The sequence below is a fragment of the Streptomyces sp. AN091965 genome (genome assembly GCF_022698285.1).
In the GTDB taxonomy this organism is placed as follows: Bacteria; Actinomycetota; Actinomycetes; order Streptomycetales; family Streptomycetaceae; genus Streptomyces.
Genome location: NZ_JALDMY010000001.1, coordinates 5,523,986 through 5,542,661, shown reverse-complemented (window position 1 = coordinate 5,542,661; position 18,676 = coordinate 5,523,986). Strand labels below are relative to the sequence as shown.

Annotated in this window: 15 protein-coding genes and 1 pseudogene; 7 read left to right on the top strand and 9 right to left on the bottom strand. The window is 74.2% G+C overall.

What is annotated here, in order from left to right:
• Positions 1-3: 3 nt before the first annotated feature.
• The 5 genes from MQV74_RS23510 to MQV74_RS23490 all read right to left on the bottom strand — a co-directional run bounded on the left by MQV74_RS23510 (position 4) and on the right by MQV74_RS23490 (position 5,258).
• A complete protein-coding gene (locus MQV74_RS23510) occupies positions 4-321 on the bottom strand; it encodes an SH3 domain-containing protein (RefSeq protein WP_242720647.1) in 318 nt (105 codons plus the stop codon).
• 162 nt (positions 322-483) lie between these two features.
• Positions 484-2,337: a dihydroxy-acid dehydratase gene (ilvD, locus tag MQV74_RS23505; RefSeq protein WP_242720644.1), complete on the bottom strand. Its 1,854-nt coding sequence runs from the start codon at positions 2,335-2,337 to the stop codon at positions 484-486.
• A gap of 165 nt (positions 2,338-2,502) precedes the next feature.
• Positions 2,503-3,135, bottom strand: coding sequence for a TetR/AcrR family transcriptional regulator (locus MQV74_RS23500; protein ID WP_242720643.1), 633 nt, complete (start codon positions 3,133-3,135; stop codon positions 2,503-2,505).
• Positions 3,132-3,956 (bottom strand): sugar phosphate isomerase/epimerase family protein, encoded by an 825-nt coding sequence (locus MQV74_RS23495; RefSeq protein WP_138961140.1) that lies wholly within the window; start codon positions 3,954-3,956, stop codon positions 3,132-3,134. The genes MQV74_RS23500 and MQV74_RS23495 overlap by 4 nt, the downstream gene beginning before the upstream one ends.
• A 369-nt stretch (positions 3,957-4,325) precedes the next feature.
• Complete coding sequence (locus MQV74_RS23490; protein WP_242720641.1) at positions 4,326-5,258, bottom strand: Ppx/GppA phosphatase family protein; 933 nt, start codon at positions 5,256-5,258, stop codon at positions 4,326-4,328.
• 71 nt (positions 5,259-5,329) lie between these two features.
• Here MQV74_RS23490 and MQV74_RS23485 point away from each other — a divergent pair, with 71 nt between their 5' ends.
• Positions 5,330-6,340: a hypothetical protein gene (locus MQV74_RS23485; protein WP_374120674.1), complete on the top strand. Its 1,011-nt coding sequence runs from the start codon at positions 5,330-5,332 to the stop codon at positions 6,338-6,340.
• A 9-nt stretch (positions 6,341-6,349) separates the two neighbouring features.
• On the opposite strand, the gene MQV74_RS23480 is transcribed toward MQV74_RS23485, so the two are convergent.
• The gene (locus MQV74_RS23480; RefSeq protein ID WP_374120673.1) at positions 6,350-8,065 is read right to left on the bottom strand and encodes a BACON domain-containing protein; all 1,716 of its coding nucleotides are present in this window, start codon (positions 8,063-8,065) and stop codon (positions 6,350-6,352) included.
• 238 nt (positions 8,066-8,303) lie between these two features.
• Here MQV74_RS23480 and radA point away from each other — a divergent pair, with 238 nt between their 5' ends.
• Both radA and disA read left to right on the top strand, forming a co-directional pair.
• Positions 8,304-9,713: a DNA repair protein RadA gene (radA, locus tag MQV74_RS23475; protein WP_242720637.1), complete on the top strand. Its 1,410-nt coding sequence runs from the start codon at positions 8,304-8,306 to the stop codon at positions 9,711-9,713.
• Between the two features lie 90 nt (positions 9,714-9,803).
• A complete protein-coding gene (disA, locus tag MQV74_RS23470) occupies positions 9,804-10,928 on the top strand; it encodes a DNA integrity scanning diadenylate cyclase DisA (protein ID WP_144320268.1) in 1,125 nt (374 codons plus the stop codon).
• 108 nt (positions 10,929-11,036) lie between these two features.
• Here disA and MQV74_RS23465 read toward each other — a convergent pair whose 3' ends face one another.
• Positions 11,037-11,861, bottom strand: a complete 825-nt coding sequence (locus tag MQV74_RS23465) for a hypothetical protein (protein ID WP_242720635.1) — start codon at positions 11,859-11,861, stop codon at positions 11,037-11,039.
• 229 nt (positions 11,862-12,090) lie between these two features.
• On the opposite strand from MQV74_RS23465, the pseudogene MQV74_RS23460 reads away from it, so the two are divergent.
• Positions 12,091-12,717, top strand: a pseudogene (locus tag MQV74_RS23460) (phosphatase PAP2 family protein); the annotation flags it as partial.
• A gap of 465 nt (positions 12,718-13,182) precedes the next feature.
• On the opposite strand, the gene MQV74_RS23455 reads toward MQV74_RS23460, so the two are convergent.
• Positions 13,183-13,869, bottom strand: a complete 687-nt coding sequence (locus MQV74_RS23455) for a response regulator transcription factor (protein ID WP_242720633.1) — start codon at positions 13,867-13,869, stop codon at positions 13,183-13,185.
• Entirely contained in the window at positions 13,866-15,443 is a 1,578-nt protein-coding gene (locus tag MQV74_RS23450; RefSeq protein ID WP_242720631.1) for a sensor histidine kinase, read from the bottom strand. The genes MQV74_RS23455 and MQV74_RS23450 overlap by 4 nt, the downstream gene beginning before the upstream one ends.
• A 795-nt stretch (positions 15,444-16,238) precedes the next feature.
• Between MQV74_RS23450 and MQV74_RS23445 the strand changes: the two genes are divergently transcribed.
• The 3 genes from MQV74_RS23445 to MQV74_RS23435 all read left to right on the top strand — a co-directional run bounded on the left by MQV74_RS23445 (position 16,239) and on the right by MQV74_RS23435 (position 18,641).
• Positions 16,239-17,171: an A/G-specific adenine glycosylase gene (locus MQV74_RS23445; RefSeq protein WP_138961133.1), complete on the top strand. Its 933-nt coding sequence runs from the start codon at positions 16,239-16,241 to the stop codon at positions 17,169-17,171.
• A gap of 256 nt (positions 17,172-17,427) precedes the next feature.
• A complete protein-coding gene (locus tag MQV74_RS23440) occupies positions 17,428-17,967 on the top strand; it encodes a SigE family RNA polymerase sigma factor (protein ID WP_138961132.1) in 540 nt (179 codons plus the stop codon).
• Positions 17,968-18,053: 86 nt separating this feature from the next.
• A complete protein-coding gene (locus MQV74_RS23435) occupies positions 18,054-18,641 on the top strand; it encodes a hypothetical protein (protein WP_374120672.1) in 588 nt (195 codons plus the stop codon).
• Positions 18,642-18,676 lie beyond the last annotated feature (35 nt).

The window sequence follows — 18,676 nt, the reverse complement described above, 5'->3', positions numbered from 1 at the left end:
CCGTCAGCAGCGCGGCGCCACATAGCCGTTGCTGCCCGTGCGCACATAGGTGTCGGAGACGTAGCGTCCGCTGCCGATGCGGTCCCAGATCTTCGACGTGCCGGTGGGGCCGGTCACCGTCTCGCCGGGCTTCTGGCAGCCGATGGTGACGAAGGTGCCCGCGGAGAGGCGGCCGACCTTGTCGTATCCGGTGCCGGGGCCCGAGCGGACGTTGACGTCCTCGACGATCGCGTACCGCCGGGCCGTCGCCGCCTCTATCGTCAGTCCCGCCCCGTCCGCCACATCGGCGGTCGCGGGCATCGTCAGTTCTTCGCTGCTCATGGTGATCCCCCGTGTGTCCCCGTGTTCCCCGTGAAACGGGCGGCGCGGGCCGCCCATGGCATGTACTCCACACCATAGACGTGCCCGCGCGCCACGCCAGTTGCAGGACAAACAGGGACAGTCGGCCCGTGTGCGGCCGAGCGGCCCCGCCGCGGCGGGGCGTCAGCCCAGCCGCGACACGTCGCGCACCGCGCCCTTGTCCGCGCTCGTCGCCATCGCCGCGTACGCCCGCAGGGCCGCGGAGACCTTGCGCTCGCGGGACCTGGGCGCGTACGTGCCGCCGAGGGCCTCGCGGCGGCGGGTCAGCTCGGCGTCGTCGACCAGGAGGTCGATCGAGCGGCCCGGGATGTCGATGCGGATGCGGTCGCCGTCCTCGACGAGGGCGATGGTGCCGCCGGACGCGGCCTCCGGCGACGCGTGGCCGATGGACAGGCCCGACGTACCGCCGGAGAAGCGGCCGTCGGTGACCAGGGCGCAGGCCTTGCCGAGGCCGCGGCCCTTGAGGAAGGAGGTGGGGTAGAGCATCTCCTGCATGCCGGGGCCGCCCTTGGGGCCCTCGTAGCGGATGACGACGACGTCGCCCTCCTTGACCTGCTTGTTCAGGATCTTCTCCACGGCCTCCTCCTGCGACTCGCAGACGACGGCCGGACCCTCGAAGGTCCAGATGGACTCGTCGACGCCCGCGGTCTTCACGACGGCGCCGTCGACGGCCAGGTTCCCCTTGAGGACGGCGAGGCCGCCGTCCTGGGAGTAGGCGTGGGCGACGTCGCGGATGCAGCCGTTCGCGGCGTCCGTGTCGAGGGTCTCCCAGCGCTCGGACTGCGAGAAGGCCTCGGCGGAGCGCTTGCAGCCGGGGGCCGCGTGCCACAGCTCCAGGGCCTCGGGGGCCGCGGAGCCGCCGCGCACGTCCCAGGCGTCGAGCCACTGCTTGATGGAGGGCGAGTGGACCGTGTGCACGTCCTCGTTGAGGAGGCCGCCGCGGTACAGCTCGCCGAGGATCGCGGGGATGCCGCCCGCGCGGTGCACGTCCTCCATGTAGTACGTGCCCTGGGGCGCCACGTTCGGGGCGACCTTCGCCAGGCAGGGGACGCGGCGCGAGACGGCGTCGATGTCGGTCAGGTCGTAGCCGACCTCGGCCTCCTGGGCGGCGGCCAGGAGGTGCAGGATGGTGTTGGTGGAGCCGCCCATGGCGATGTCGAGGGCCATGGCGTTCTCGAAGGCGGCGTGGGTCGCGATGTTGCGCGGCAGGACGGAGGCGTCGTCCCCGTCGTAGTAGCGCTTGGTGATCTCGACGACCGTCGCGCCCGCCCGCTCGTACAGGGCCCTGCGGGCGGTGTGGGTGGCGAGCACCGAGCCGTTGCCCGGCAGGGACAGGCCGATGGCCTCGGTCAGGCAGTTCATCGAGTTGGCCGTGAACATGCCGGAACAGGAGCCGCAGGTCGGGCAGGCGTTCTCCTCGATGCGGAGGATGTCCTCGTCGGAGACGTTCTCGTTCGAGGCGTCGACCATCGCGTCGATCAGGTCGAGCTTGCGGACGGTGCCGTTGACCAGGGTGGCCTTGCCCGCCTCCATGGGTCCGCCGGAGACGAAGACCGTCGGGATGTTCAGGCGCAGGGCGGCCATCAGCATGCCGGGCGTGATCTTGTCGCAGTTCGAGATGCAGATCAGGGCGTCGGCGCAGTGGGCCTCCACCATGTACTCGACGGAGTCGGCGATCAGGTCGCGCGACGGCAGGCTGTAGAGCATGCCGCCGTGGCCCATCGCGATGCCGTCGTCCACGGCGATCGTGTTGAACTCGCGCGGGATGCCGCCCGCCTCCCGGACGGCCTCGCTGACGATGCGGCCGACCGGCGCCAGGTGGGTGTGGCCGGGCACGAACTCGGTGAAGGAGTTGGCGACGGCGATGATCGGCTTGCGGCCGATGTCCGCGCCCGGTACCCCGGAGGCCCGCATCAGGGCGCGGGCGCCCGCCATGTTGCGTCCGTGGGTGACTGTGCGGGACCTCAGCTCGGGCATCGTCGCTCGCTCCTTCAAGGGCAGGTCTCGTTCAGGGGCAGATCTCGATACGGCTGTCGATACGCCTCTCGACACGGCCGAGCGTACGCCGATGATCCAAGATCCGGACAGGGCGTCCGGATGGCGGGACGGCCGTCTCATGTCCTCCGCCGCGGAGCCGCGCCGTCAGGCCGGTCCCGGGAAGCCCGTCAGATGCCCCTGGACCACCGGCGCCACCCGCGCCACCAGCTCCTCCAGGTCCGCCGACGCCAGCGGCTCCACCTGGATGACGTAGCGGAGCATCGCGACGCCCACCAGCTGGGCCGCCGCCAGTTCGGCGCGCAGCTCCGCGTCGGGCAGGTCGAGGGTGCCGGCGATGCGGGACAGGAGCTGGGTGGAGACCAGGCGGCGGAAGACGGCGGCGGCCGTCTCGTTGTTGACCGCGGAGCGGACGATCGCGAGCAGCGGCGTGCGGGTGGCCGGGTCCTCCCAGACGCCGAGGATGAAGCGGGTCAGGCGCTCGCCGACGGCGTCGAGCGGGCCGTCCTGGATCGCGGCCGGGGCCTGTAGCGCGGGCGCGAAGGAGACCTCGACGGCCGCCGCGAAGAGCTGCTCCTTCGTACCGAAGTAGTGGTGCACGAGGGCGGAGTCGACGCCCGCCGCCTTGGCGATGGCGCGTACGGAGGTCTTCTCGTAGCCGTGCGCGGAGAACTGGTCGCGGGCCGCGTCCAGGATCGTCTCGCGGGTGGCGGGCCCGCGCTCGGTCTGGGTGCGCGAGGGGCGGCCCCGGCGCCGGGGCGCGGCGGCGCCCGCCGTCACGGGCGCGGCACCTTCGCCGACGACGCCAGGTGCAGCCGGGTGAAGGCCAGGGCCTCGGCGAGGTCGGCCTCGCGCTCGGCGCTGGACATGGCGCGGCGGGTGTTGACCTCGATGACCACGTGACCGTCGAAGCCGGAGGTCGCGAGGCGCTCCAGGAGCGCGGCGCAGGGCTGGGTGCCGCGGCCGGGCACGAGGTGCTCGTCCTTCGCGGAGCCCCTTCCGTCGGCGAGATGGACGTGGCCGAGCCGGTCGCCCATGCGGTCGACCATCTGCAGGGCGTCCGTACGGGCGGTGGCGGTGTGGCTGAGGTCTATCGTGAAGTGGCGGTAGTCGTCCTTGGTGACGTCCCAGTCGGGGGCGTACGCGAGCATCTCGCGGTCGCGGTAGCGCCAGGGGTACATGTTCTCCACGGCGAAGCGCACGTCCGTCTCCTCGGCCATCCGCCAGATCCCCTGGACGAAGTCCCGGGCGTAGCCGCGCTGCCAGCGGAAGGGCGGGTGCACGACGACCGTCGACGCGTCCAGCTTCTCGGCGGCGGCCCGGGCGCGCTGGAGCTTCACCCAGGGGTCGGTGGACCAGACGCGCTGGGTGATCAGGAGGCAGGGCGCGTGCACGGCGAGGATGGGGATCTGGTGGTAGTCGCTGAGGCGGCGCAGCGCCTCGATGTCCTGGCTGACGGGATCGGTCCACACCATGACCTCGACGCCGTCGTAGCCGAGGCGCGCCGCGATCTCGAAGGCCGTCGCCGTCGACTCCGGATAGACCGAGGCGGTCGACAGGGCGACCTTCGCGTCCGGGATGCGTACGACTGGTTCCACCACGGGGAACAGCGTACGGGGCCCTGCGAGGGAGCGGGGAGGTGGTGTCCGGCCCGGGCCCCGGGCCGGCCCCCGGCCCCTTCTTGGCGCTCCGCGCCTCGTCCTCAAGCGCCGGACGGGCTGGATGGTTGCCGGTGCACGCCGGATCCCGCCTGCGACACCGTCGTCGCCCATCGCGCTCCGCGCTCGTCCTCAAGCGCCGGACGGGCTGGGTGGGGGCCGGTGCGCCCGGATCTTGTCTGCGGGGCCGCAGCGGAGATTTCCAGCCCGCCCGGCGTTTGAGGACGAGGCGCGGAGCGCCGAAAAACGGGGGCGCGGGGGCGGAGCCCCCGGATCGGGAAGGGGCGGGTCTGGGGCGCCCCCCGTGAGGGATCAGCCCGCGGGCAGGTGGTCCAGCCGCCGCAGGATCACGCCCTCCCGAAGGGCCCACGGGCAGATCTCCACGGACTCGACCCCGAAGAGATCCATCGCGCCCTCCGCGACCAGCGCCCCCGCGAGCAACTGCCCGGCCCGCCCCTCGGACACCCCGGGAAGCTCGGACCGCTCCCCCGTGGTCATCGCGGCCAGCTGCGGAACCCAGTCCTCCAGAGACTTCCGCTTCAGCTCGCGCTGCACGTAGAGCCCCTCCGTGGACCGCGCCGCGCCACCGAGCCTGGCGAGCTGCTTGAAGGTCTTGGAGGTGGCCACGACGTGGTCGGGGCTGCCGAGGCGGCTGAACTCCCCCACGGTCCGCGCGATCTGCGCCCGCACGTGCCGCCGCAGGGCGCGGACGTCCCCCGGCTCCGGCGGGTCCTCCGGCAGCCACGCGGCGGTGAGCCGCCCGGCGCCGAGCGGCAGGCTGACCGCGGCGTCGGGCTCCTCGTCCATGCCGTACGCGATCTCCAGGGAGCCGCCGCCGATGTCGAGGACGAGGAGCTTGCCCGCGGACCAGCCGAACCAGCGGCGGACGGCGAGGAAGGTGAGCCGCGCCTCCTCCTCGCCGGTGAGGACCTGGAGGTCGACGCCGGTCTCGGCGCGGACCCGGGCGAGGACGTCGTCGGCGTTGGTGGCCTCGCGCACGGCGGAGGTCGCGAACGGCAGCAGATCCTCGACGCCCTTGTCCTCGGCGGCCTGGAGGGCGTCACGCACCGTGGCGATGAGCTGGTCGACGCCTTCGGGGCCGATCGCGCCCGCCGGGTCGAGCAGTTGGGCAAGGCGCAGGTCGGCCTTGTGGGAGTGCGCGGGCAGCGGTCGCGCGCCGGGGTGGGCGTCCACCACCAGCAGATGCACCGTGTTCGAACCCACGTCGAGGACACCGAGTCTCATATACGGAACGCTACTGCGCTCACGGCTTTCGCTGGTCCCGGGGCGGGTGTGAGCACGCATACCCTGGAGGCGTGCCAAAGACGAAAAAGGCGAAGACCGACAAAACGAAGTCCGCGCGCTCATCGGAGCCCACGGACCTGTCGGCGCCGCCCGCGCGCGGCGGCGCGGACGGCAAGGCGAGCAAGGCGGGCAAGGCGGACGGGGCTGCCAAGGAAGCACAGGTCGAGAAGACCGCCAAGGCGGGCAAGAAGGACAAGGCCGGTAAGGCCGGCCGTGCCGACAAGGCCGTGCGGAAGCTCCGCAGGACGGCCGAGGGCGCCGTGCCCGCCGACGACGAGAAGGGCCTCGACTTCCCCCGGGCCTGGGTGGAGTTCCCCGACCCGGCGGACGAGGAGCAGCTCTTCCGCTGCGACCTGACCTGGCTGACGTCCCGCTGGACCTGCGTCTTCGGCAGCGGCTGCCAGGGCATCCAGGCGGGCCGCGCCGACGACGGCTGCTGCACGCTCGGCGCGCACTTCTCCGACGAGGACGACGAGAAGCGCGTCGCCACCTTCGTGGAACGGCTTACGCCCGACATCTGGCAGCACCACGACGTGGGCCGGGAGACCGGCTGGGTGTCGCAGGACGAGGACGGCGAGCGCCAGACCCGGCCGTACAACGGCTCGTGCATCTTCCAGAACCGCCCCGGCTTCGCGGGCGGCGCGGGCTGCTCGCTGCACATCCTGGCGCTCAAGGAGGGCCGGGAGCCGCTGGAGACCAAGCCGGACGTGTGCTGGCAGCTGCCGGTGCGGCGGACCTACGACTGGATCGAGCGGCCTGACGACACCAAGGTGCTCCAGGTGTCCATCGGCGAGTACGACCGCAGGGGCTGGGGGCCGGGCGGCCACGACCTGCACTGGTGGTGCACGTCGGCGACCTCGGCACACGGGGCGGGCGATCCCGTGTACGTCTCCTACCGGCCGGAGCTGATCGAACTGATGGGCAAGGCGGGCTACGACCGGCTCGTGGAGCTGTGCGAGGCGCGCCTCGCCTCGCAGCTGCCGCTGCTGGCTCCGCATCCGGCCGACCCGCCGCGCGCCTAGCGGGGCCGCTCAGCCCTGGCCGGGGCTGCCGTCGCCGCTCGGCGGGGGCGTGGAGCCGGGGTCCGAGGGGCTCGGCGCGGGGTCGGTGGGCGCCGGGTCCGTGGGGGTCGGGTCGGGGTCGGGCGGGGTCGGTGTCGGGTCGCCGTCCCCGCTGGGGGTGGGTGTCGGGTCCGGGTCGGCGGGGCCCGGGCGGGTCGGCGTCGGGCGGGGGCCGGGGTGGCTGGGCCGGGAACTGCCGTACCCCTCGATGGAGATGACGGCTCCCGAGGGTGCGATCGTGACGCGCGCGCTCCAGTGGCCGGGCGGCTCGCGGTCGTCGTCGACGTACACCCGGATGGTGAACGAATCGCCCGGCGCGAGCGTTCCCGACGCGTGGCTCAGGAGGAGCCAGGGGGCTCCGGTGCTCGCGGACCAGCGCACCGGCGAACTCCCGGACGCGGTCAGCGTGATGAGGGTGACGCCGCCGTTCGACCGGGCCTGGACGCCGATGCGGCCCGCGCCCGGCGCGGCGGGGGCACCGGGGCTGATGACCTCCACGGAGACGCCGGGGCCGCCGCGCCCGGCGGCGAAGCGGGGGTCGGGGGTGGTCCTGGCGTTGCCCGCGTTCTCGTAGCTGTCGCGGCCTCCGGAGCCGTCGCGGCCGCCGTCGTCGGCCTCGGAGGCGCTGGACGCGCGGCCGTCGGTGCCCTCGCCGGTCAGGGGGGCGCCCCGGTAGGCGGCCCACAGGGCGAGGACGGGGGCGGCCACGACGGTGGCGACGACCGTGGTCGTGACGGCACGCGCGCGGAAGCGCTCCCGGCGGGCGGCGTGGTCCTTGGGGTCCATGGGGAAGCCGCGCCGGTCGAAGCGGGGCCCGCCGCGGTTCCTGCGGGGGGCGCGCGGGGCGTGGGCCATGGCGTGGTGCAGGGCCGCGCGCGGGGCTTCGATCAGGGGCAGCGCGGCCGGGGTGACGGCCGTGCCGGGCCAGGCTCCGGCGCCGGCGCGCTCGGCGGTGCGGCGACAGCGCGGGCAGTCGTCGACGTGCCGGACGAGCTCGCGGCGCAGGGCGGTGCCGAGGAGGACCTGGTTGTCCCCGGTGAGGCGGGCGACGATGGGGCAGGTGCCGGTCTCGACGACGGCGAGCGCGGCGCGGGTGCGCTCCACCTCGCAGGCGGCGGACGCGAGCAGTTCGCGCGCTGCCGTGGGGTCCAGGCCGAGGACGGCGGCGACCTCCTTGGGCGCGAGCTGGTGGCGGACGGCGAGCTCCAGGGCCTCGCGCTGCTCGGGCGTCGTCCCGGCGGCCTCGGGCCAGGCCAGCTGGGCGAGCTCGCGGCGGCGGGCGCGCTCGGCCTCGTCCGCGGGCGGCGCCTCCGTGGCGCGCGGGGGCGCGGGCGGGGTCTTGCCCGACCCGGCGGCGTGCGCTCCTTGGCGGCCGCCCTTGCGGGCCTCGGCGAGGGCGCGCAGACACATCCAGCGGGCGAGCGCGTACAGCCACGCGCGCGTGTCGCCGTCCGGCCGGGCCCCGCGGCGCTCGGCGAGCGCGAGGACGTCGCCGAGGGCGGTGGTGGCGGTGTCGTGGTCGCAGAGGACGGACAGGCAGTACGTGAACAGGCCGTCCAGGAACGGTTCGTAGGGCGCGGCGGGCGCCTGCGCGACCGTGCGCGGCACCACGCGGCTGCGGGGGCCCGCGTAGGCACGGTGCGCGCCGGTGGTGTGCGTGGGGACTTCCGGACTGCTGCTCATCACCCGTGCGAAGTTAGGCGCATGATGCCGGGGGCCTCCTCCCCCTTGAGCACATTTAATCCTTACGGGTGAACAGATCCCTCAAAAGGGGACAGGAAGCCACGATTCCGTTGTCTGTTCGAGCCATGCCGCGTCGGAGGGGCGCGATTGTGGGCCCTGGCGGGCCGGGGTGGCCCCTGGTGGCGCGGCCTGGCGGGCGGGTCCGGCGGCGTTGTCAGTGGCTGCCGCTACGGTTCGTCCCATGGCTGCCCGTACGAAAACCGCCAAGGACCGTCCGTCCTACCGCTGCACCGAATGCGGCTGGCAGACGGCCAAATGGCTCGGCCGCTGCCCCGAGTGCCAGGCCTGGGGCACGGTCGAGGAGTACGGCGCGCCCGCGGTGCGCACCACCACGCCCGGCCGCGTCACCACCTCCGCGCTGCCCATCGGCCAGGTCGACGGCCGCCAGGCCACCGCGCGCTCCACCGGCGTCCCGGAGCTCGACCGCGTCCTCGGCGGCGGCCTGGTGCCCGGCGCCGTGGTGCTGCTCGCGGGCGAGCCCGGCGTCGGCAAGTCCACGCTGCTGCTCGACGTCGCGGCGAAGGCGGCCACGGACGGCCACCGCACGCTCTACGTGACCGGCGAGGAGTCGGCCGGCCAGGTCCGGCTGCGCGCCGACCGCATCGGCGCGCTCGCCGACGACCTGTATCTGGCGGCGGAGACCGACCTGGCCGCGGTCCTCGGCCACTTGGACGCGGTGAAGCCCTCCCTGCTGATCCTGGACTCGGTGCAGACGGTCGCGTCCCCGGAGATCGACGGCGCGCCCGGCGGCATGGCGCAGGTCCGCGAGGTCGCCGGGGCCCTCATCCGCGCCTCCAAGGAGCGCGGCATGTCCACGCTCCTGGTCGGCCACGTCACCAAGGACGGCGCGATCGCGGGCCCCCGCCTCCTGGAGCACCTCGTGGACGTGGTGCTGCACTTCGAGGGCGACCGGCACGCGCGCCTGCGCCTGGTCCGCGGCGTCAAGAACAGATACGGGGCGACGGACGAGGTCGGCTGCTTCGAGCTGCACGACGAGGGCATCGTCGGGCTCGCCGACCCCAGCGGCCTGTTCCTCACCCGCCGCGCCGAGCCCGTGCCCGGCACCTGTCTGACGGTGACCCTGGAGGGCCGCCGCCCGCTGGTCGCCGAGGTCCAGGCGCTCACCGTGGACTCCCAGATCCCCTCGCCGCGCCGCACCACGTCGGGCCTGGAGACGTCCCGGGTGTCGATGATGCTGGCCGTCCTGGAGCAGCGCGGCCGCATCAGCGCCCTCGGCAAGCGCGACATCTACAGCGCGACGGTCGGCGGCGTGAAGCTGTCCGAGCCCGCCGCCGACCTCGCCGTGGCGCTCGCGCTCGCCTCCGCCGCCAGCGACACCCCGCTGCCGAAGAACCTGGTCGCGATCGGTGAGGTGGGCCTCGCGGGCGAGGTCAGACGGGTCACCGGGGTGCAGCGCAGACTGGCCGAGGCACACCGCCTGGGCTTCACGCACGCGCTCGTACCGGCCGACCCCGGGAAGGTCCCGGCCGGTATGAAGGTCACCGAAGTCGCCGACATGGGGGACGCGCTGCGCGTCCTTCCGAGATCGCGTCGCCGAGAGGCCCCACGGGAGGAGGAGGACCGCCGGTAGACTTTGCCCTGGTCTCGCCCGTCCGTACGAACGCATGCGTGTGGCAGAGGGTCGGCCGAGCCTCGGACAACCTGCGACCGGAGGAGTGCAGTGGCAGCCAACGACCGGGCAGCGGTTCCCGGGAAGCCCGGTGGCGGCTCCGGCGCCGACGGGCTGATGCGCGCCTCCCTGAGCGCGGTCGCGCCGGGCACGGCCCTGCGGGACGGCCTGGAGCGCATCCTGCGGGGCAACACGGGCGGGCTCATCGTCCTCGGCTCCGACAAGACCGTCGAGTCGATGTGCACGGGCGGATTCGTCCTGGACGTCGAGTTCACCGCGACGCGTCTGCGCGAGCTGTGCAAGCTCGACGGCGGCATCGTGCTCTCCTCGGACCTGTCGAAGATCCTGCGGGCGGGCGTCCAGCTGGTGCCGGACCCGACGATCCCCACGGAGGAGACGGGCACGCGGCACCGCACGGCGGACCGCGTGAGCAAGCAGGTCGGCTTCCCCATCGTGTCCGTGTCCCAGTCGATGCGCCTGGTCGCGCTGTACGTGGACGGGCAGCGCCGGGTCCTGGAGGACTCGGCGGCGATCCTGTCACGTGCCAACCAGGCCCTCGCCACCCTGGAGCGCTACAAGCTCCGCCTCGACGAGGTCGCGGGCACGCTCTCCGCCCTGGAGATCGAGGACCTGGTGACCGTGCGGGACGTCACCGCCGTCGCGCAGCGCCTCGAAATGGTGCGCCGCATCGCCACCGAGATCGCCGAGTACGTGGTGGAGCTGGGCACCGACGGCCGCCTCCTCGCCCTCCAGCTCGACGAGTTGATCGCGGGCGTGGAGCCCGAGCGCGAGCTCGTCGTCCGGGACTACGTGCCCGAGCCCACGGCCAAGCGCTCGCGCACCGTCGACGAGGCACTGGCCGAGCTGGACTCCCTGACCCACGCCGAGCTCCTGGAACTGTCCACCGTGGCCCGTGCGTTGGGCTATACGGGCTCGCCCGAGACCCTTGACTCCGCCGTCTCGCCGCGCGGCTTCCGCCTCCTGGCGAAGGTGCCCCGGCTGCCCGGCGCCATCATCGAGCGCCTGGTGGAGCACTTCGGCGGCCTCCAGAAGCTGCTGGCCGCGAGCGTCGACGACCTCCAGACCGTGGACGGCGTCGGCGAGGCCCGGGCGCGCAGCGTGCGCGAGGGGCTTTCGCGGCTCGCGGAGTCGTCGATCCTCGAGCGGTACGTCTAGCCTCCGGCGGGCCGCGGGTGCCGGGGCCGGGCCCCGGCGTCCCTCCCGGGCGGGGCTCTCCGCGCCCGCCCGCCCCCCAACCCCGGCTCGGGAGGAGGGTTCCGGAGGTCAGTCGGCCGTCAGGACAAAGGAGGCGCGGTCCGAGCCGAGGGCCTCGGACTTGGCCTCCACCAGATAGGTGTCGGGCTTCGCCGTCCCGGCCGGAGGCGTGGCGCACTGGGGCGCGCTGGCCTTCAGGTCCCACTCGACGACGTGCGAGACCCGGCCGCCACCGGGAACCCGGAAGAGCAGGCTCGTACCGCCCGCGGCGGGGCAGTCGTCGGACGACCAGATCTCGTCGCCCGAGCCGGACTGAGTGATCGTCAGGACCGCGCCCTTGGCTCCGAGATCGACCTTGCAGGCCTTGCTGCCGGTGTTCACCGCGGTCAGCTCCAGCTTCGGCTTCTGCCCGGCCTCGTACTCGTTCCGCAAGCTGCGCAGCTTCAACTTCACGGCGCCCGGCGCGCAGTTGGGGAGCGTCGAGCCGGCCGGGAGCCGGTTGCCCGAGCCACCGCCGCCCTTCGCGCCGTCGTCGGAGCCGGAACCGGCGCCGCCGGAGTCCTCGCCCGAGCCACCGCCGGAACCGGAGTCCCCGCCGCCGCCCGAACCGCCGGATCCGCCGGAACCACCGGAGCCGCCGGAGCCCTCCGACTCGTCCCGGCCGCCCGGGTGTTCGCTGATCGCGGGGCCCGAGCCGGAGGGGCCCGGCGTGATGGACGTCGCGGGGCCGTTGCCCGACGGCCCGTCAGCACCGGTCTTCCCACCGCCTCCGCCCGAGGCGAGCGCCCAGATGACGAGGAGCAAGAGGAGTCCGAGCACGGACAGCAGAACGGCCCTCCGGCGCCAGTAGATGGAGGAGGGAAGCGGCCCGATCGGATTGCGCAGAGATCCCACGCCCAAACCTTACGAGAGAACGGCGCGTTCTCTGGCCCCACCCGCCGCCCAGGGCCACAACTTTTGCGGATCATCATCACGGTTCCGGCCACGCGCACCGCCCCGCACCCGCCCCGCACCCGGCCTGTCGCCCCGCTCGCGCCCCGTTCCCTCCCTGTCTTTCGTCAGGTCGGATATCGGTCCATCGCTGGATGTGACGATTCGAGATCCCTACGTACGGTCCGTAATCATGGACACCATGGATTCCTCCGGCCTTTACCGCGACATCACCGAGTTCGCCCATGACACCCCCGGCTGGGTGCAGCACATCGCCGAGGTGTGGACGGAACTCGGCCTGCTGCTCTTCGGCGCGCTGTTCGTCGTCGCCTGGTGGCGGGCCCGGCGCGGGGACTCGCGCGCGTTCGCGGTGGCGGTCCTGGCCCCCCTGGGCACGGCGCTCGCGTATGTGATCAGCGAGGCGGCGAAGTCCGTGGTGGACGAGGAACGGCCGTGCCGGGCCGTGAAGGGCGCGCTCACGCCGCTCGTCGAGTGCCCGCCGCACGGCGACTGGTCCTTCCCCAGCAACCACTCCACGATCGCGGGCGCCGCCGCCGTCGGCCTCGCGCTCGCCTGGCCGCGCATCGCCGCCTTCACGCTGCCGATGGCGGTCCTCATGGCCTTCTCGCGGGTCTTCGTGGGCGTGCACTACCCGCACGACGTGGCCGTCGGCCTGGTGCTCGGCGCGGTCGTCGCGTTCCTCGTGGTGCGGCTCGCCACGCGCCCCGTGGCGCGGGTCGCCGAGACGATGCGGGGGTCGCGCGCGGCGCTCGTCACCTGGTTCGCGGGCCCCGGCCCGGCCACGGCGTACGCGGCGGGGCAGCCGGCCGCTCCCGCGCCCGCGTACGCGGCGTCCACGTCGTACGACACGCCCTCGCCCTACGGCGCTTCGTCGGCGTACGACGCGACGCCGACGTACGCGCCCTACTCGCCGTACGCCGACGGCGCACAGGCGGCGCCGCACGCGGCAGCGCACTCCGACACCACCCACGCCCCGTACGGCGACACCACTCACGCCCCGTACGGCGACAGCACGCACGCCCCGTACGGCGATGCGGCGCCGTACGGGTACGGCAACGGCACGCAGGCCCCGTACAACCCGCAGGCCCCCTACGGGGACGCGGCGTACCCGGCGCAGAGCACGGGCCCCTACGTGCCGCGCCCCCAGCAGGGCGACTACCAGCACAGCGACTACCAGCAGGGCGGCTACTACCAGGGCGACCACCAGCAGCCCCCGACGCACCGTCCCTGAGGCACCCCCTGCCGCACCGGCCCCGTGGCGGGGTCAGCCGGGGGCGCCCGGGGCGGTCCGCGCGCCGTCGTCCGCGACGAGCCCCGCCTCGTACGCGACGATCGCCGCCTGGACGCGGTTCTTGACCTCCAGGCGGTCGAGGACCGCGCTCACATACGCCTTGACCGTGCCTTCGACGAGGTGCAGGCGCGCGGCGATCTCCGGGTTGGACAGACCCGCCCCCACCAGGCCCAGGACCTCGCGCTCGCGCGGGGTCAGCGCGGCCACGCGCGTGCGGGCGGCCGACTCGCGGCCGATGCGCCGCCCGCCGAGCCCGTCGATGACGTACCGGGCCACCTTCGGCGACAGGAACGCGGCGCCGCCCGCCACCGCCCGTACGCCCGCGATGAGTTCGTGCGGGTCCCCCGACTTCAGCAGGAAGCCGGTGGCGCCGCCGCCGAGCGCGCGGGCGACGTACGCGTCCTCGGAGAATGTCGTCAGCATCGCGACCGCCGTGCCCGGCAGCGTCCGTACGATCTCCTCGCCCGCGGCGAGGCCGTCGAGGCGGGGCATGCGGATGTCGAGGAGCGCCACGTCGGGGCGGTGCGCCTGGGCCAGTTCGATCGCCTCCCGGCCGTCGGCGGCCTCGGCGACGACCTCGACGCCGTCGCCCGCGGTGAGGATGGCCCGCACCCCCGCACGGATCATCGCCTCGTCGTCGGCGAGCAGGACCCGGATCACCGCCGTCCTCCGGCGCCGTTCACGGAGGCCGAACCGGCCTTGGGGATCACTGTTTTGTCCACGAGCTTTCCGTTCTCGAAGCAGAGCCTGAAGTGTGCGGAGGAGGTGAAGAGTTGACCGCTGGCGCGGTAGTAGCGGCAGTCGGCGCCCGGGGGCGGCGGGCTCGGCGCCCGGTCCACGGGCGGATCGCTCACGCCGCGCTCCGGCAGCACGGCCGCGACGTCGGCCTGTGCGGCGCCCACGCGCAGCGCCGCGAAGTCGGCGGGCCGCAGGACGGAGTGCGTCTTCGTGTACGCGTACCAGCCGAAGGTTCCGGCGATCAGCACGGCGCCGGTCGCGGCGGCGGCCCCGAAGGCGAGCACGGTGCGGCGCCGGGCGTGCGCGAGCGTCCCGGAGGGCAGCGGCACGGCGTCCGCCGGTGCGGTGTCCGCGGGGGCGAGGGCCGTCACCGTGACGCCCGCGTCCGCCGGGATCACCGCACGCACCCGGAAGCCCCCGGCGTGCGCCCCCGCGTCGAGGTCGCCGCCCAGGGCCGCCAGCCTGGTGTGCAGATCCGCGAGGCCGGAGCCGCCGCCGGGTGGTGAACCGGGCTCCCGGGGCGCGCCGTTGACGACCGTGACCGTCGTACGGGCGTCCGCGCGGGTCGCCGCGACGGTGACGGGGGCGCCGGGCGCGTACTTCGCCGCGTTGGTCAGGGCCTCCTGGACCACGCGGTAGGCGAGGCGCTCCGCCGGGCCCGGCTCCTCGGCGCCGTCCGCGACGTAGCGCACGTCGAGGCCCGACTCGCCCGCGCGTGCCACCAGTTGCTCCACCGTCTCGCCGGGCGGCGCGAGCGGGGCGGGCTCGTCGCCCTCGTCCCGCAGTACGCCGATGATCTCGCGCAGCCGGTCCGTGGCGTCGGCCGCCGCGACGCGCAGGTCGCGGGCCGCGGCGCGATGGTGTTCCGGCAGGTCGGCGGCCAGCTGGAGGGCGCCCGCGCGCACCGCGATCAGGCTCAGCTCGTGGCCCAGCGAGTCGTGCATGTCCTGCGCGATGCGGGCCCGCTCCCGCAGCCGGGCCCGGTCGGCGACGATCCGCTGCTCGCGCTCCAGCTGGTCGGCACGGGCGAGCGCGGAGGCGGTCAGGGCGCGGCTCTGCCGCAGGTAGCGGCCCGCGAGCCAGGGGAAGACCGCGCCGAACAGGAGCGTGGCCATGAGCACCAGCCACTCGACGACCGGGTCGACGTCGCGCACCACCACCTTGCCGGTGCCCGCCACCGCGACCGCCGCGAACGCCAGGAGCGCGGGCCTGGCCCGCGGGCCGTGCCTGCCGAGCAGGAACGCGAAGACGGCCAGGGCCATGCCGTACGAGACCGTGAACAGGGAGGGGGCGGTGGCCTCGCCCGGGGCCGCGGCGAGCAGGAACGCGAGGGTGGGGCGGCGGCGCCAGATCGCGGCGGCCGCGGCGAGGGCGGCGAGGCCGCCGAGCTGTTGCCAGGCCGTGCGGGGTTCGTTCAGGCCGATCGCGTCGGCCGTCGCCGCGGGGGTGGCCAGGGCCAGCCACAGCAGGGCGTCCACATGGCGTCGGGTTCTCACCCCCTCGACGCTACGTGCCTGCGGCCGCGCCTGTACCTGCCGATCGACAGGGGCTTCTCTCCCCCCGCCCACCCGCCCTTCCGCCACGCTCCGCGCCCGCCCTCGCAACGTCCCCTGCCGCCCGCCACCGCATCGCGCTACCGCGCTCGTCCTCAAACGCCGGACGGGCTGGGTGGGTGCGCTGGGCACGCTCGTCGGCCGACGGCGGGCCGGAGGGCTGACTGCTGGGGCCGGGGTCCGGCCTGTGGAGGGCCCGGGGGGTGAGCGAGAGCCGACGCGCAGCGGCACCCGGGCGGAGCCGGGGTCCGGCCTGCAAAGGACGGGTGGGTGGGGGGGAAGAGCCGACGCACAGCCGTACGCGGAGCGGGCCCGCCGGGGTGAGGCCTGAGGAGGGCGGGTGGGTGGGGGAAGAGCCAGCGCGCAGCGGCCGGCCGCGCCTGGGGCAGGGCCCACCGGGCGAAGCCGGGGCCCGGCCTGAGAAGGGCGGGCGGGTGGGAGAAGAGCCAGCGCGCAGCGGCTGGCCGCGCCCGAGGCGGAGCCAGGGTCCCGTCTGGGGAGGGCGGGCAGGTGGGGGAAGAGCCGGCGCGCAGGGGCCGGCCGCGCCGGGGGCAGGGCCCACCGGGCGAAGCCGGGTCCGGCCTGAGAAGGGCGGGCGGGTGGGGGAAAGAGCCAGCGCGCGGGGGCGGGCCGGGCTTGGGGCGGGGGCCGCCGGGGTGGGGCCGAGGGTTCAGCGCGCTGCACAGCGTGCCGTGCCGTTGGCCCGGGCCCCGCGCCCTCCGTGGCAGGATCGTGGGCATGCCGACCGCACTCGCCGCCGACCGAGCCGACAGCCGAGCCGCAGAGGGGCCTTCGTCCCACGGCCGGCTCCACTCCCCCGTCATCGCCTGGTTCGAGGCACACGCGCGTGACCTGCCCTGGCGTCGTCCGGACGCCGGGCCCTGGGGCGTCATGGTCAGCGAGTTCATGCTCCAGCAGACGCCCGTCGCCCGGGTCCTGCCCGTGTACGAGCAGTGGGTCGCCCGCTGGCCGCGCCCGGCCGACCTGGCCAAGGAGGCGCCCGGTGAGGCCGTGCGCGCCTGGGGGCGGCTCGGCTATCCGCGCCGCGCGCTGCGCCTGCACGGGGCGGCCGTCGCCATAACGGAGCGCCACGGCGGCGACGTACCGACGCAGCACGCACAGCTGCTCGCGCTGCCCGGCATCGGCGAGTACACGGCGGCGGCCGTCGCGTCGTTCGCGTACGGGCAGCGGCACGCCGTGCTCGACACGAACGTGCGGCGCGTGTTCGCGCGGGCCGTGACCGGCGTGCAGTACCCGCCGAACGCCACCACCGCAGCCGAGCGCAAGCTCGCCCGCGCGCTGCTGCCCGAGGACGAGGCCACCGCCGCCCGCTGGGCCGCCGCGTCCATGGAACTCGGCGCGCTGGTGTGCACCGCCAAGAACGAGGACTGCGGGCGCTGCCCGATCGCCGCGCACTGCGCGTGGCTCACGGCGGGCAAGCCCGCGCACGAGGGCCCCGCGCGCCGCGGTCAGACGTACGCCGGTACGGACCGCCAGGTGCGCGGCAAGCTGCTGGCGGTGCTCCGCGAGGCCGTGACGCCGGTGCCGCAGTCGGCGCTCGACCGGGTGTGGGACGAGCCGGTGCAGCGGGCCCGCGCGCTGGACGGGCTCGTCGCCGACGGTCTGGTGGAGCCGCTGCCGGACGGCTTCTACCGGCTGCCGCTGACCTGAGACCGGCCGCCCCGGGGGCCCGCCGCACGGCGTCCGCAACAAGTCCCCGGCGACAAATCGGGCAACCTCTCCCACATGGAGCTGCGGATTTACGCCTGGCCTACTTCTGTTACACAACCGACGTACAGCCGTGCGTCCGCCGCTGGCTGCTCCGCACAGCGCCGTGACAACGCCTCCGTAACTTCGTTCCCGTACCGCACAGACAAGGGATCGCGGTCGGCGAACCGGGGACGAACGGGAACGGAGGCGGTTGGGAATGGCGCACGGCGAGGTGCTCGAGTTCGAAGAGTACGTCCGCACTCGGCAGGACGCCCTGCTGCGCAGCGCCCGACGGCTCGTCCCGGACCCCGTGGACGCCCAGGACCTGCTGCAGACGGCGCTCGTGCGGACGTACGGCCGCTGGGACGGCATAGCCGACAAGCGGCTCGCGGACGCCTATCTGCGCCGCGTCATGATCAACACGCGTACCGAGTGGTGGCGTGCCCGCAAGCTCGAAGAGGTGCCGACCGAGCAGCTGCCGGACGCCTCCGTGGACGACTCCACCGAGCAGCACGCGGACCGTGCCCTGCTGATGGACATCATGAAGGTGCTCGCCCCCAAGCAGCGCAGCGTCGTCGTGCTGCGACACTGGGAGCAGATGTCCACCGAGGAGACGGCCGCCGCGCTCGGCATGTCGGCCGGGACGGTCAAGAGCACGCTGCACCGGGCGCTCGCCCGGCTCCGCCAGGAGCTGGAGAGCCGCGACCTGGACGCCCGCGTGTTCGAACGTGAGGAGCGGGAGCGTTGCGCGGCCTGAGTGCCCGGGCCACCCGAACCGGCCGGACCGGTCGGGCGGGACAGGACAGACGACCGGGTGTGAGTCCGAAGGCGGGGAGTACGGCAGTGGCCGTGCTCGCCGCCCTCGGGCTTTCGGTCGCCGTGACGAGCTGCTCCACGGGCGGCTCCGGCACCCGTGACGAGGGCCCGGCGCGTACCGGGGCCGTGCCCTCGGCATCCCCCTCGGAGTCGCCGTCCCCCGCTCCCAAGAACGTCGACGCGGTCCAGCTCGTGAAGAACGACCCGAAGGTCAGCCTCGCCGTGAAGCGGGACCTGAAGCCGTGCGCCGAGGACGAGTACCCGGTGGACGTCTCGTACGGCAACCTGACCGGAGCAGCGTCGTCCGACGTCGTCGTGAACGTGCTGACCTGTGGTGACGCCGTGGGCATCGGAAGTTACGTGTATCGCCCCGACGGCAAGAAGTACGAGAATGTCTTCGTCGACGAGCAGCCTCCCGTCTACGCCGAGATCGACCGTGGCGACCTGGTCATCAGCAAGCAGCTGTACGGCAAGGACGGCTCGGTGGCGGAGCCCACGGGCGAGGACGTCATCACGTACCGCTGGGCGACGGACCACTTCACCGAGCGGGGCCGCGTCCGCAACAACTACAGCAGCGCGGTGGGCGGCGAGCCCACCCCTTCGAGCGACAACTGAGCCACGCCCGCCGCACGACCCGAGCCAACCGGACC

Coding starts and splice junctions, on each gene's coding strand:
- MQV74_RS23510 (WP_242720647.1), bottom strand. CDS start 321: ATGAGCAGCGAAGAACTGACGATGCCCGCGACCGCCGATGTGGCGGAC.
- ilvD (WP_242720644.1), bottom strand. CDS start 2,337: ATGCCCGAGCTGAGGTCCCGCACAGTCACCCACGGACGCAACATGGCG.
- MQV74_RS23490 (WP_242720641.1), bottom strand. CDS start 5,258: ATGAGACTCGGTGTCCTCGACGTGGGTTCGAACACGGTGCATCTGCTG.
- radA (WP_242720637.1), top strand. CDS start 8,304: ATGGCTGCCCGTACGAAAACCGCCAAGGACCGTCCGTCCTACCGCTGC.
- MQV74_RS23445 (WP_138961133.1), top strand. CDS start 16,239: ATGCCGACCGCACTCGCCGCCGACCGAGCCGACAGCCGAGCCGCAGAG.
- MQV74_RS23440 (WP_138961132.1), top strand. CDS start 17,428: ATGGCGCACGGCGAGGTGCTCGAGTTCGAAGAGTACGTCCGCACTCGG.